Genomic DNA, 15502 nt, shown 5'->3' on the forward strand with positions numbered 1-15502 from the left:
ATTATAATCTACACAGCTTATAATGATTTCATCTCACAGTACCTAACTAAATATTAAGAGGTAAAGGATTTATATTTCCTTTACCTCTTAATATTTAGTTATTTAGGTTGAACTATTAACTTAATAGCTGTTCTTTCTTCACCATCAATCATTACATCAGTAAAAGCTGGTATACATACCAAATCTACTCCACTTGGCGCTACAAACCCCCTTGCAATAGCTACAGCTTTTACCGCTTGATTTATAGCACCTGCGCCTATTGCTTGAATTTCTGCTCCTCCATTTTGTCTTAAAACTCCTGCCAATGCTCCCGCTACAGAATTTGGATTAGATTTTGCTGAAACTTTTAATACTTCCATATTACCCCTCCTACTACTACTATTAGTTATTTACACTTTAACTTCTTATCCATGGTTACCAATATATATTTCTACATTTTTAAAAAAATTCCTTTTATTCTCACTTTATATTTTAAGTTAGAATAAATCCTAAACCATATTTATTAATATTTACGCACTAATAAAGCCTCCTATTTCAATAGGAGGCTTACTTTTTAATTACCTAATTTTACTTTGCGTATTCCACTGCTCTCGTTTCTCTGATAACATTAACCTTTATTTGACCCGGATATTCAAGTTCATCTTCGATTCTCTTAACAATATCCCTCGCTACTTCAACTGCTCCTGCATCATTAATATCTTCTGGTTTAATCATAATTCTAATTTCTCTTCCGGCTTGAATTGCATATGACTTTTCTACACATTCATAAGAATTTGCGATTTCTTCTAACTTTTCTAACCTTTTAATGTAAGCTTCAAGAGTTTCTCTTCTAGCACCCGGTCTAGCTGCTGATATTGCATCTGCCGCTTGAACAAGTATTGCCTCTAGTGATCCATACTCCATATCGCCATGATGAGCCCCTATAGCATTTACTACTATTGAAGATTCATGACATTTTTTAGCTATTTCTGCACCAATAAGTGCATGAGGTCCTTCGACTTCATGATCTACAGCTTTTCCAATATCATGTAACAATCCACATCTTTTTGCAAGTGTTGGATCTATCCCAAGCTCTGATGCCATAACTCCCGCTAAATAAGAAACTTCTATAGAATGTTTTAGTACATTTTGACCATAACTAGTTCTATATTTCAGCCTACCTAAAAGCCTGATTATCTCCACATGTAATCCGTGAATACCAGTTTCAAAAGTGGCCTGTTCCCCTTCTTCCCTTATGTCATTTTCAACATCTTTTTTTGCTTTTTCAACCATTTCTTCAATTCTTGCTGGATGTATTCTTCCATCAACTATTAGTTTTTCTAAGGCAATTTTAGCTACCTCTCTTCTAATAGGATCAAATGCTGAAAGAATTACTGCTTCTGGAGTATCATCTATAATTAAATCTACTCCTGTTAACGTTTCAAGTGCTCTGATATTTCTACCTTCACGCCCTATTATTCTTCCCTTCATTTCATCATTAGGAAGAGATACCACGTGTACTGTCGATTCAGCCACATGATCTGCTGCACATCTCTGTATAGCATATGTTATTATTTCCCTAGCCTTTTTATCAGCCTCTTCTTTTGCTTTTGACTCTACGTCTTTAATCATAATAGCAGTTTCATGCTTAATTTCTCTTTTAACTTCATCTAATAGTATTTGTTTAGCTTCATCTGAAGTTAATCCAGCAACTCTTTGTAACTCTAGCCTCACACCGTTGTACAAATCTTGTATTCCAGCTTCTAAGGTTTCTACATCTTGTTGCTTTTTAGACAGTGTTTCTTCTTTTTTCTCTATAGCAAGTGTCTTCTTATCTAAAGTTTCTTCTTTCTGAAGAACTCTTCTTTCCAATCTTTGAACTTCACTTCTTCTTTCTCTTGATTCTTTATCAAAATCAGTTCTTAATCTATGAACTTCTTCTTTAGCCTCAAGAACAGCTTCTTTTTTCTTAGATTCAGCTTCTTTTTGAGCCTCCTCCATGATCTTTTTAGCTTCTTCCTCAGACTTAGATACATTGGCTAAAGATATGTTTTTTCTCGTATAAATTAAAACAAAAATACCCGCTAGACAGATAATTAAAGCAACCGCAATAATTAAAATAATTTGACCTATATTAGGCATTACCAACACCTCCTTTGCTTTTTTTATGACATTTATTTGCAGTAAAATGAAAGCTTGAAAAGGTGCATATTCTATTCAATTCCTATTCATTATATTAAACCAGTATTTGTATTCATTTTATATTAATTTATCATCATTGTCAAGTTTATTGCTAAATACTACAATTTCCCTTTACATTGATATTTTTATAGTTTTCTTTTGTATTTTGCCACATTTTCATATAATATATGCAGTTTAATTAAACATTTTTATACATATTGTGTTATATATTTATAATACGTGCACCATTCGACTTTTCCCATTAATTATGAAATAAAAAAAGATAAATAATCCTTCAATATAGAAGTATCATTTATCTTTTTCTAACTTTTTTTATGTTTCTAGACCATACTTTAAATAAATTAACTAATTATTAAGATTCAGCGTCCACATATAAGTTTTTTACTTTTCCTTAACTTCTTCCTTAACCTTTTTATTGGCATAAATTGGAAGATTATATTTTTCTCTTATTTTAGTTTCTATTTCATCTCTTATTTCTGTGTTTTCCTTAAAGAAGTTTTTAGCATTTTCTCTACCTTGGCCTAATCTTACATCTCCATAAGCAAACCAAGCTCCACTTTTTTGAACAATTTCCTCTTTAACCGCTATATCTAGAATGTCACCTTCTTTTGATATTCCTTCTCCGTACATAATATCAAATTCTGCTTGTTTAAATGGAGGTGCAACTTTATTTTTAGTTATTTTTACTCTTGTTCTATTTCCTAGGAAAGTATCACCTTGTTTAATTGTATCAATTTTCCTTACATCCATTCTTACTGAAGCGTAGAATTTTAAAGCTCTTCCACCTGGAGTAGTTTCTGGATTTCCAAACATAATTCCAACTTTTTCTCTTAACTGATTAATAAATATTGTGGAACAATGCGATTTATTTATAGCTCCTGTAAGTTTTCTAAGTGCTTGAGACATAAGTCTTGCTTGAAGACCTACATGAGAGTCTCCCATTTCACCTTCAATTTCAGCCTTTGGTACTAGTGCTGCTACTGAGTCAATAACAACTATATCAACAGCTCCTGATCTAACTAGTGCTTCAGTTATCTCAAGTCCTTGCTCTCCAGTATCCGGTTGAGACACTATTAAATTATCTATATCTACCCCTAATGCCTTTGCATATATTGGGTCAAGAGCATGCTCTGCATCTATATACGCTGCACATCCGCCTCTTTTTTGAGCTTCAGCCACCATATGTAATGCAACGGTACTTTTACCTGATGATTCTGGTCCATAAATCTCAACTATTCTACCTTTTGGAACACCACCTATACCAAGTCCAATATCAAGCCCTAAACATCCTGTAGAAATACAGTCTATGTTTAATTTACTTTCTTCACCCAATTTCATTACTGACCCTTTACCAAATTGCTTTTCGATTTGACTCATAGCCGCTTCCAATGCTTTTAATTTATCATTATTCATAACTCCCCTTAAGGGTTCACATCCTTCCACCACGAACAACAGTTCTTATTCTTTTATTATATATGAATTATTCTATTTGGTCAAGTGTTATAGCAAAGAGCCCCTTTAAATTTCTTTTTAAGGAACTCTTTACCATTTTTAACATATTTACAGTTTCTAAACACTATTCTTTAACATTTATAACATTTTTACTCTTCACAAAATAATCTATTCCCGATATCACTGTAATAACAGCAGATAAGTATATTGCAATATTAGTAACAATTTTCAACCACTCTGGGCTGTATACACTAAGTAATAACCCCATAATTATTGCTACCATTTGAATAGCAGTTTTTAGCTTCCCCCAATTACTAGCAGCTATTACAACTCCTTGAGATGCCGCTAATGTTCTCAGTCCAGAAACTACAAATTCTCTAGAAATAATTATCACTACAACCCAAGCCGGTATTATTCCTTTTTCTACAAGCAGAACAAGTGCACAAGTTACCAAAAGTTTATCTGCTAAAGGGTCCATAAACTTCCCAAAGTTAGTTATCTGATTTTTACTTCTTGCTATATATCCATCTAATTTATCAGTTATTGAAGCTACTATAAATATTATTAATGCAATAACATCTGCAGGAACTGTATTTATCATAGCACTGATTAAAAACACTGGAACTAATATCATTCTTAGTACAGTAAGTTTATTTGCAAGATTCATCCTTAACATCTCCCATTCTCGAATTTTTACTACATTGTAGTAATTATGGATATAGAAATTTTATTAAGCGTCTTAATTAATTTTACCTTAAACTACTACTTAACAACAGTAGCTTTTAGGTCATATTCTAAGGAATCTGTTATTTTAACAGTAATAAAACTTCCTATTCTTATATTATCACATTTAACATAAATTTCACCATCAATTTCTGGTGCCATTTCATAACTTCTTCCACAATAAACACTTTTTTCTTTACTCTCAACTAATATATCGTAAATTTTTCCTATTTTTCTTTTATTTATTTCAGCCGATATATTTTGCTGTACCATCATTATTGTATCACGTCTTTGCACTTTAACGTCCTCATCTATTTGTGATTCCATCTCAGCTGCTACTGTTCCGTCTTCTTGAGAATAAGTAAATACACCTAGTTTATCAAATTTAGTATCTTTTACAAAATCCAATAACTCGTTGAAGTCTTCTTCTGTTTCACCAGGAAACCCGACAATTAAAGTTGTTCTTATTGTTATGTTTGGCATTGCCGCTCTAAGTTTCTTTATATTTTCAACTATTACTTTTTTTCTACCTTTTCTTCTCATCGACTTTAACACATCATCACTAATATGTTGAATCGGAATATCTATATATTTACACACCTTGTCATTGTTAGCCATTTCATTAATAACTGCATCCGTTAACTCTTCTGCATAACAATAAAGAAGTCTTATCCATTTTATACTATTAATCTTACCTAATTCCTTTAGGAGTATATGCAAAGTCTTCTCACCATATAAATCTACTCCATAATTAGTTGTATCTTGTGCTACTATTATTATTTCTTTATATCCATTTAAAGCAAGCTCCTTAGCTTCCTTTAGAATGTCTTCCATCTCCCTACTTCTATATCTACCTCTAATCTTAGGTATGGCACAATATGCACATACATTATTGCAACCTTCCGATATCCTTAAATATGCAGTAGTCCCACCTGTGGTAACTTCTCTTTTCCCTATATTTATATTGGTATCACTATAGCTCGTTATACAACTCTTTTCTCCAAATTCTAATGACTTCTCAATACATTGATGTAATTTATCATAGTCATTAACACCTAAAATTATATCAAGTTCAGGTATAAGTTCTAAAAGATCACTTCCATACCTTTGAGTTAAACAACCCGTAGCTATCAACACTTTACATTTTCCTTCTTTATATTTTGACATTTCAAGTATAGTATCTATAGATTCTTGCTTAGAAGTTTCTATAAATCCACATGTATTTATAAGTAATATATCTGCATTGTTTTCATCACTAACAACTTCATACTTTCTTTTCAAACTATCTATTATTATTTCTGCATCGATTCTATTCTTGTCACAACCTAAATTTATCACACCAAATTTTAACTTTTCCACTAATTATCCTCCTATGTTGTCTTAGTAACTACATAATATGCACTTACTACTTCCTAAATTTGTTATTGTAGCATTTACCATGCCACCCATTATCTGCTTGAGTCCTCTCTTCCAAGAACTTGTCTTGGCTTACTACCATTTTTTGCTGATACAATTCCTTCTGCTTCCATTTCGTCTATAATTCTAGCCGCTCTATTATAACCTATTTTAAGCCTTCTCTGCAACAGTGATGTTGAAGCTTGACCCGACTCTTGAACTATTTGTATAGCTTCATCTATGAGTTCATCACATCCATCACTACCTTTAGACTTTGTTACACTGTTTTCTATTTCTTCAATTATCTCTGTTCTGTAATGAATTTCTTTAGTTCCGTTACGAACAAATTCAACAACACGCTCAACTTCCTCCTCAGATACAAATGCCCCTTGGATTCTCAATGGCTTAGATTCACCAACTGGATAATATAACATATCACCTTTCCCTAATAACTTTTCTGCACCTGATGAATCCAAAATTGTCCTTGAATCTATCTGACTTGAAACTGCAAATGATATCCTAGATGGTATGTTAGCTTTAATCACCCCTGTAATTACATCTACAGAAGGTCTTTGAGTTGCAATTACTAAATGCATTCCAGCTGCTCTTGCCATTTGCGCAAGTCTACCTATATACTCTTCTACTTCATTTGCACACACCATCATTAAATCAGCAAGCTCATCAATTATTATTACTATCCACGGAAGTTTTTCATCTATTATCCCCTTATCTGCAAAATCATTATAGCCTTCTATATTTCTCACATTATTATCTGCAAACAGCTTATATCTTCTTGTCATTTCATTAACTGCCCAATTTAAAGCTCCAGCAGCCTTCTTTGGATCTGTAACTACCGGAATTAAAAGATGTGGTATCCCATTATAAATATTAAGCTCTACCACTTTAGGATCTATTAATAGTAACTTAACCTGTTGAGGTGTATACTTATATAGCAGACTCATTAAAAGGGTATTTATACACACACTTTTACCCGATCCCGTGGCTCCTGCTATTAATAAGTGTGGCATCTTTGTTAAATCCCCTACAACACAATTTCCTGCAATATCTTTTCCAAGTGAAAACGCTAAATTTTTCTTACTAGCTGAAAACTCTTCACTTTCTATAACTTCTCTTAAAAATACTGCAGATAATTCCTTATTAGGAACCTCAATCCCTACCGCAGCCTTACCAGGTATAGGTGCTTCTATCCTAACACCTGAAGCCGCTAAATTTAGCGCAATATCATCTGCTAAATTTACTATCTTACTAACCTTAACTCCTACACTTGGTTGAAGTTCAAATCTCGTAACAGATGGCCCCTTCGTAACTTGTATTACATTAGCCTCTACCCCAAAACTCCCTAGTGTTTCTTGAAGCTTATTTGCACTGTTAAGTAACTCCTTTTTATCTCCACTTTTTGAAACATTATTAACATTTTTATGAAGCAATTCAGGAGTTGGATGTTCATAAGTATATATTTTACCATTATCTCCAATCGGAATATCAATATTAATTATATTCTCCTGAACATTGGTTTTCTTGCTATTTCTATCTGGACTTTTTTTACTCTCTGATTCTTTAACACCCTCATCTTCATCCAACTTCATAAAGTCAATTATTTTTATTTTGGATTCATTATTTTTCACATCTTCCATTGAAAGCGCATCCACTGAAACCAGTGTAGCAGACTCATCAATTGTAATGTTTTTTTCATTCTTACTATGTTTCCTATCCTTATCTTTAATTTTTTCAAAGGTAAATAATTCTTTTATAGTAATATTATTAATTAAAACTAACGAAATTATATATAAAGATAAAAATATAATATAACTTCCTATTTTACCAAGAAACAAATAAAGAGGCACTGTAAAAACTAATGCTATAATTCCCCCATGAACTATAGAATCACTTTTAAATTGCGCAATAATTGCACTTGCCATATACCCTTTTTCATAATACAAAGGAAGGACAACCATCTCTAAAAATAGCATAGTTGTAATAAGAAAAATAATAACACCTATAGTTCTTTTATTCAACTCAAGATATCTACTTGATTTTATATAGTTTATACCCATAAATATCAGAATAAAAGGTAATACATACGCCCCTATCCCAAATAATCCAATGAATGTTTTATTTAAAAATACGCCCATATCCCCTGAAACTGATGTAGGATCTGAAACTAGTACTGATAATAACGCCAAAAATATTAACACACCTAATGTTATAAGTATAATTCCTGTAAAATCAAATAATTTATCTTTCCCCGAAACTTTAGATTTATCAATTTTATTCTTAGAGTTTGATTTAGTAGTCTTTTTATTCTTTAAACCCTTTTTATCTATCGCCATTCCATCTCCTCCAATTAATTCTTAACCCTCAAAACATATATTTTAGTCATCACTCTATATTGTACATTGAAATGAACCTATATTTCAAATTATTTTTCATTTATTTGTTTAAATTTAGAATTCAAAATTTAAGGTTTAAAATTTAAGGTTTAAAATTCAAATTTAGACTTTAAATTTTAAATAGCTTATAAATACTAATCATCTAATTAGACTTATATTAAGTATAACAAATAAAAACTGTGAACACGAAATTCATGTTCACAGTTATAACTCAGTATTATGTTACTATTTTTTTCCACCCTTAATTTCTACATCTTCATCTGAATTTTCTTTTATTAACTCTTCCAATTTATCTAAAGCTTCTCTAATACCACCTATTTCATCAATAAGTCCACATTCTACCGCCTGATCACCTATTAATATGGTACCTATATCATTTAATAGCTCATCTGTTTGACTCATTAATTTTCTAAACTGTTCTGCATCTATCTTGGAGGTTCTAACTACAAACTCCACAATTCTTTCTTGCATTTTCTTGAAATATTCGAAAGTCTGAGATACACCAATAACAAAACCATTCATTCTTATTGGATGAACTATCATAGTTGCAGATGGAGTTATGAATGAGTAATCCGATGAAGTTGCCAACGGTACTCCAATAGAATGCCCTCCTCCTATAACAATAGATACTGTAGGTTTGCTAAGACTTGTTATCATTTCTGCAATGGCAAGACCAGCCTCTACATCCCCTCCTGCAGTATTCAATATTATTAGTACACCCTTTACCTTATCATCTCTTTCTATAGCTATAAGCTGTGGAATAATCAACTCATATTTAGTAGATTTTGTTTGATTGTTCGATATATTATGCCCTTCTATTTGCCCTATTATTGGTATTACCTGTATTCTATCGTCAGCCTTAGCTACAGACATTACACCTATTTCTTTGAGATTTGCAACCTCTTCGCTTGCACCTTCCGAATTTTCATCATCTTCTTTATCATCTTCTACATCTTCATTTATAATAATTTTTTCTTTACTTTCTTTATCTTTCTTATTTCTATCTTTATTTTTTTTTTGTACTTTTGCCATAAAACAACACCTCCCAATTCACTTTATTTTGTGCATTAGAAGGTGTTAATATACTATCCTAAATTAAATTCATTGTGTAAAAGGTTAATGGCACTCTTTACCTTGTCACTTTCTACAAGACACCAAATTGTTGTATGTGAGTCTGCAGTTTGAAGTACATCTACATGGCCATCTTCTAGTGCTTTTAAAATCCTGGACATCACCCCTGGAATGCCTCTCATCTTTGATCCAATTATCGAAATTTTACTACAGTTTTCTGTGTACTCACATTTAATATCTAACTTAGATACTATGTTTTTAAACTTTTCCAAATCATACTTGCTAATAGTAAAAATCTGGTCTTTAATAAAAACACTTATTAAGTCAATACTTATGCCTTCTTCAGCCAAAGTATGGAGAACCTTATTGCAATGTTTATTTGAGTCACTACTGATTTTTATTTGAACTCTATCATCAATATGGGTTATCCCCGTTATAATTCTTGAATTTTCATCTCCACTAATAGAAATCGTAGTTCCGTCACAATCACTTAAAGTATTCTTTATAACTAGTGGTATATTGTACTTTCTTGAAATTTCTACTGCTCTAGGATGTATTACCTTAGCACCCTGGTCTGCAAATTGAAATACCTCATCATAACTAATATTCTCAATTAAAGAAGCATCTGAAACTATTCTTGGATCAGCAGTCATAATTCCATCTACATCAGTATATATTTGAACCTCTCTAGCCTTTAGCGCAGCACCTAATATAGCACCCGTAACATCACTTCCACCTCTACCAATAGTTGTTATACTACCACTAGTGCTTATTCCTTGAAACCCTGCTACCACTGGAACTTTGCCATCAGCTAATATCTTTAAAATATTTTTAGTATCCACTTCTAGTATAGACGCATTATTAAAATTATCATCGGTTTTTATTCCTGCCTCTCCACCCATTAATGGAACCGCCTGAATACCTTCCTTCAATAAATTATTACACATTACAACTGTACTTAGAGTTTCCCCACAAGACATAAGTAAATCTAATCCTCTAGGATTATTTAATTTAAACTCATCCTCAACCAAAGAAAGTAATGTGTCCGTTGCATATGGAGAACCTTTTCTACCCATTGCAGATACTACCACAACCGTATTGTAACCTTCATCTATAGAACATTTTATCTTTTTTACAACCAATTTTCTATTTTCATCACTAGATACTGATGTACCACCAAATTTCTGAACGACTATATCCATATTTACCCTCCATGTTATATATGAGATTTTCTTAGTGTCTCACCATCCACATCAATGATTATAGTCTTAGATCCGATTTTTTTTACATAATCCCAAGAAACTTCAAGCATGTCATTACTTTTGAAAAACATCTTGCTAGATTTACTATCCGAAAGCAATAATAGCTTTAGTTCACCGTTTTCATCTACCACTATATCATTATTTCCAAGAACACTATATTTATCTCCGTCATTAATATTTATAATCTCATAACGTTCCATTTCACTTAAATATCTATACTTTTCTTCCATACATACCACCCCATAATAATAATTTTTAAATTACTATGATTAATATGTTTAGTAGTTTAGAATTATGAGTAATAAACAAAACTTAGTTCAATTATAATACAACTTATGAAAATATACACTAGTATGTGATTATATTTATGCAATAAATAGCTTTTTAAATTTCATAATCCACTTTATAATCGTCTTTACCTACTTCCTATAGTGTCTTAGCACTAGTTTTTCATAGTCCATATAATAGTATATTTTCACTGGAAAATAGCAAAAAAATAAAAAGGTATCTACCTTTTTATTTTAATATATTATTCTTCTGTCTTAGTTTCTTCACTATCTTGTAACGCATCTTTTCTTGAAAGATTTACTCTTCCTTGACCGTCAATCTCAGTTACTTTTACAAGTATTTCATCTCCGATAGATACTACATCTTCAACTTTGTTAACTCTTTCGTTAGCTAATTTAGATATGTGTACTAAGCCTTCTTTTCCTGGTATTACTTCTACAAAAGCACCAAAAGCCATAATCTTAGTAACCTTACCTAAGTATATTTCGCCAACCTCTACTTCTTTAGTAATGTCTTTAATAATTTGTAGAGCCTTATTAGCACTCACACTATCATTAGACATTATTACTATTTTACCATCATCATTAGTATCAATTTTAACACCTGTATCAGCTATAATTTTCTTAATAGTTTTTCCACCAGGTCCTATAATATCTCTAATTTTATCTGGTTTTATATTTATAACATACATCCTTGGAGCATATTCTGATAATTCTGCTCTAGGAGCTGATATACATTCATTCATTTTACCTAAAATATGCATTCTTGCAGTCCTAGCATCTTCTATAGCTGTTCTTATGCAGTACTTAGATAATCCCTTGATTTTTGTATCAACTTGGATTGAAGTTATACCCTTTTCAGTACCTGCTACTTTAAAGTCCATATCTCCAAAGAAATCTTCAATTCCTTGAATATCTGTGATTACAGCTTCATCGCTTAAATCTTCACTAGTTATTAATCCCATTGCAATACCTGCAGCTGGTCTCTTTAACGGAACACCTGCGTCTAGTAATGCTAAAGTACTTCCGCATACACTTGCTTGTGACGTAGATCCATTAGAACTTAAAACCTCTGAAACAAGTCTTATAGCATAAGGAAACTCTTCTATTGAAGGTAATAATGGTTCTAAAGCTCTTTCTGCTAAAGCTCCATGACCAATTTCTCTTCTACCTGGTCCTCTTAGTGGTCTAACTTCTCCTACGCTGTATGCAGGGAAATTATAGTGATGCATATATCTTTTGAAATCTTCTTCTCCAATACCATCGATGATTTGAACATCACCTAATGCTCCAAGTGTTGCAACTGTCATTACTTGAGTTAATCCTCTTGTAAATAATCCAGTTCCATGAGTTCTTGGAAGTAAATCAGTTTCACACTCTATGTTTCTAATTTCACTAAAGCCTCTACCATCTGGTCTTCTCTTATCTTCAAGTAGCATATTTCTTACTATATCTTTTTGGATATTATATACAGTTTCACCTATATCGCTACCTTTATCTGCATACTTTTCTGCAAATTCTGCATCTATTTTAGATTTAATTTCATTAACTTTAACATTTCTTACATCTTTATCAATGATATACATAGCTTCTTTTAGCATATCATAAGAAAAGTTTCTTATATCAGCTTCTAATTCAGCATCCACTTTATATAGAAGTGGTTCTGGTTTTTCTTTTCCAAATTTAGCTCTCGCTTCTTCTTGGAAGGCTATGATACTTTGACATTCATTAAATGCAAAATCTATAGCTTCGATCATAGTTTCTTCTGGAATTTCGTCTCCACCAGCTTCTATCATCATAACTCTATCTTTTGTTGCACATACAGTTAATTGCATAGCACTTAGTTCTCTATCTTTAGATATAGGATTTACAACGAATTTTCCATCAATTAAGCCAATTGATACTGTAGCTACTGCATCTTTATATGGAATACTTGATAAAAGTAATGCTATCGAAGCAGCATTCATAGCTAATATTTCTGGTGAATTATCTTGATCTACAGATACCACTGTACAAACAACTTGAACGTCATTTCTATATCCTTTTGGGAATAGTGGTCTTATTGGTCTATCTATAGCTCTACAGTTAAGTATAGCCTTCTCAGATGGTCTTCCCTCTCTTTTAAGGAACCCTCCTGGAATTTTACCTACTGCGTATAATCTCTCTTCATATTCTACACTTAATGGGAAAAAGTCTATTCCTTGTCTTGGCTTTTCTGATGCATTTACATTTACAAGTATTACAGTTTCTCCATAACTAATAAACATTGCACAATCAGATAACTTACCAACTTTACCAAGCTCTATTTTCATTTCTCTACCTGCTACAGATGTAGTTAATGTGTTTATCATTGTTTTTCCTCCCTTCGATTCTTAAAATATATATTAAAAAATATTATTTTCTTATTTAATTAAAATAATAGAGCGGCTTTGCCGCTCTTAATTATTTTCTAATTCCTAATTTAGCAATTATAGTACGGTATCTTTCGATATCTTGCTTCTTTAAGTAGCCTAAAAGTCCTTTTCTTTGTCCAACCATCATTAGAAGACCTCTTCTAGAATGGTGATCTTTTTTGTGAACTTTTAAGTGTTCAGTTAATTCTTTAATTCTTCCTGTTAATAATGCTATTTGCACCTCTGGAGAACCTGTATCTCCTTCTGTTCTTGCATATGTTTGCATTAATTCTTGTTTTGTTGCCTTATCCATTTGTATGCACCTCCAATAGTTAAATCGCCATATGCCATGTATTCCGTTGGCATTCGAAATACCTAGCATAAGGTTCCTATGAAATTATATCAAATAATATTTGATTTGTAAATAGGAAAAGTTTTTTTAATCCTATTATTTGTAAAAAAGTATCTAAAGTAGAATATTTTCTTCGTAATCACTATAATTTTGGTTGTAAATATAGTTTTTATCTAGGATTAGCTGACTTTTTAAATTTTCAATATCAATAAATTTCTTTTCTTCTCTTATTTTTTCTATAAAATATAATTTTATTTCTTCACCATATATAGTTTTGTTGAAATTCAATATATGTGTTTCAATGCTTAATTTCTTCCCTTGTATAGTCGGATTATATCCCACATTCGTTATACCTTTGTAAAGAACACCATTATATTCTACAAATGTCCCATACACTCCACCCTTAGGAATAACATATTTTTTATCATAATTGAGATTTACAGTTGGAAATTCGATAGTTCTCCCAATCTGCTTTCCAGTAATTATTTTACCACTTATCATAAATGGTCTAGTTAAAAACCTATTTGCCTTCTCGATATTACCCTCTTGAATATTATGTCTAATTGCAGAACTGCTTGAAACTTCATCTTCAACTTTAACTGGATCAACAACTAAAAGTTCATATTCTAAAGTTTCACTGCATTTTTTTAAAAAGTCTACATCTCCAAGGTTTTTATATCCAAATCTATAATTAAATCCAACAACTATACCTTTTGCATTATAACAATTTTTTAAGCTTTCAATAAATCTATCTGGTGATATAGACATTAAATCTTTATTAAATCCCATGAAGTTCAATATATCTACCCCAAGTTTTTTAAACAAGTTGCGCTTTTCTTTATTGCTCATTATAAGTTTTGGACAAATCCCTTTATTTATCACAGATAATGGATGGTTGCTAAACGTACATACCATTACCTTTACATCTTCAACATTTTCATTCTTTTTAATTTGTTCTGCCAGCTTTTTAGCATTTGCAATTAAAGCTCTATGTCCCATATGTATCCCATCAAAGCTTCCTAGCACTATTACTGTTGGCGTTTTAATAATTTTAGTAAAATTATCTCTAATAACTCTCATAAGTACATCCCCTAAATAAACAGTTTTATTAATTTAAAGCCGACTTCTGTCTCTGATCCAATTCCTAACAGCTTATTAGAATTATTATATATAGTATAGTTGCAAAACTTTTCCACTTTACTTAAAAGTGTTTTATCATTTATAGTAACTCCATTTAATATTAATTTCTCAAATTTTTCGTTCACAACGAGTTTAGGGAATTTGCTAAATACTTCCTCTAGAGAAATTATATGCTGTAATATATTATCTTCAGTTAAATCTTCTAAATTCACACTACTCTCTAAGTTAAATGGGCCTGTTGAACTTCTTTTAAGATTCCACATCATAGCTCCACAACCTAGTTCTTCCCCGATGTCATAACATAGACTTCTGATATAGGTACCTTTTGAACACTTTACTTTTATTTCAACTATGGGACTTTCTATTCTAAGTATGTCTATACTATGGATAGTTATACTTCTGGGTTCTCTATATACTTCTTTACCTTCTCTAGCTAATTCATAAAGCTTTTTACCATTTTGTTTAAGTGCAGAATACATAGGTGGAACTTGCTGTATATTTCCTAGGAACTTACTTATAACCTTAGTTATATCTTCATCCGTAAAGTCAACAACTCCCTCTCTCAGCACTTTACCTTCCCTATCGTAGGTATCAGTAACTACTCCAAGCTTAACTTCAGCTATGTATTCCTTTGCATCTTCCATTATAAATTCAATAGCTTTTGTTGCCCTCCCCATACATATAGGAAGTACTCCACTAGCTTCCGGGTCTAATGTCCCACCGTGTCCAACTTTTTTTTCTTTAGCAAGCTTCTTTATCTTTCTTACCACATCAAATGATGTTATTCCAAGTGGCTTATTTATATTTAAAACTCCACAAATCTTTGGTTTGTTAT

13 protein-coding genes are annotated in these 15502 nt (G+C 31.7%); all 13 read right to left on the reverse strand.

Annotated features, from left to right (window positions below):
- Positions 1-98: 98 nt before the first annotated feature.
- The 13 genes from RSA29_RS13235 to truB all read right to left on the reverse strand — a co-directional run bounded on the left by RSA29_RS13235 (position 99) and on the right by truB (position 15488).
- Positions 99-359, reverse strand: coding sequence for a stage V sporulation protein S (locus RSA29_RS13235; RefSeq protein ID WP_346931853.1), 261 nt, complete (start codon positions 357-359; stop codon positions 99-101).
- A gap of 208 nt (positions 360-567) precedes the next feature.
- A complete protein-coding gene (gene rny / locus RSA29_RS13240) occupies positions 568-2121 on the reverse strand; it encodes a ribonuclease Y (protein ID WP_346931852.1) in 1554 nt (517 codons plus the stop codon).
- Positions 2122-2562: 441 nt separating this feature from the next.
- Entirely contained in the window at positions 2563-3594 is a 1032-nt protein-coding gene (gene recA, locus RSA29_RS13245) for a recombinase RecA (protein WP_346931851.1), read from the reverse strand.
- 163 nt (positions 3595-3757) lie between these two features.
- Positions 3758-4300: a CDP-diacylglycerol--glycerol-3-phosphate 3-phosphatidyltransferase gene (gene pgsA, locus RSA29_RS13250; RefSeq protein ID WP_346931850.1), complete on the reverse strand. Its 543-nt coding sequence runs from the start codon at positions 4298-4300 to the stop codon at positions 3758-3760.
- Between the two features lie 95 nt (positions 4301-4395).
- Positions 4396-5715 carry a 30S ribosomal protein S12 methylthiotransferase RimO gene (gene rimO / locus RSA29_RS13255; RefSeq protein ID WP_346944324.1) on the reverse strand — a complete coding sequence of 440 codons (1320 nt, stop codon included), beginning with the start codon at positions 5713-5715 and terminating at the stop codon, positions 4396-4398.
- Positions 5716-5804: 89 nt separating this feature from the next.
- Entirely contained in the window at positions 5805-8102 is a 2298-nt protein-coding gene (locus tag RSA29_RS13260) for a DNA translocase FtsK 4TM domain-containing protein (protein ID WP_346944323.1), read from the reverse strand.
- A 285-nt stretch (positions 8103-8387) separates the two neighbouring features.
- Positions 8388-9194 carry an ATP-dependent Clp protease proteolytic subunit gene (locus RSA29_RS13265; protein WP_346944322.1) on the reverse strand — a complete coding sequence of 269 codons (807 nt, stop codon included), beginning with the start codon at positions 9192-9194 and terminating at the stop codon, positions 8388-8390.
- Between the two features lie 53 nt (positions 9195-9247).
- A complete protein-coding gene (gene dapG / locus RSA29_RS13270; RefSeq protein ID WP_346944321.1) occupies positions 9248-10435 on the reverse strand; it encodes an aspartate kinase in 1188 nt (395 codons plus the stop codon).
- Between the two features lie 14 nt (positions 10436-10449).
- Positions 10450-10725 (reverse strand): YlmC/YmxH family sporulation protein, encoded by a 276-nt coding sequence (locus RSA29_RS13275; RefSeq protein WP_346931846.1) that lies wholly within the window; start codon positions 10723-10725, stop codon positions 10450-10452.
- A gap of 299 nt (positions 10726-11024) precedes the next feature.
- On the reverse strand, positions 11025-13133 hold the full coding sequence (locus tag RSA29_RS13280) for a polyribonucleotide nucleotidyltransferase (protein WP_346944438.1): 2109 nt from the start codon (positions 13131-13133) through the stop codon (positions 11025-11027).
- A 91-nt stretch (positions 13134-13224) separates the two neighbouring features.
- Positions 13225-13488, reverse strand: a complete 264-nt coding sequence (rpsO, locus tag RSA29_RS13285) for a 30S ribosomal protein S15 (RefSeq protein ID WP_346931844.1) — start codon at positions 13486-13488, stop codon at positions 13225-13227.
- A 153-nt stretch (positions 13489-13641) separates the two neighbouring features.
- A complete protein-coding gene (locus RSA29_RS13290) occupies positions 13642-14607 on the reverse strand; it encodes a bifunctional riboflavin kinase/FAD synthetase (RefSeq protein WP_346944191.1) in 966 nt (321 codons plus the stop codon).
- Between the two features lie 11 nt (positions 14608-14618).
- Entirely contained in the window at positions 14619-15488 is an 870-nt protein-coding gene (gene truB / locus RSA29_RS13295) for a tRNA pseudouridine(55) synthase TruB (protein ID WP_346944193.1), read from the reverse strand.
- Positions 15489-15502 lie beyond the last annotated feature (14 nt).

It is taken from the genome of Clostridium sp., assembly GCF_036660475.1.
Taxonomy (GTDB): domain Bacteria; phylum Bacillota; class Clostridia; order Clostridiales; family Clostridiaceae; genus Clostridium_J.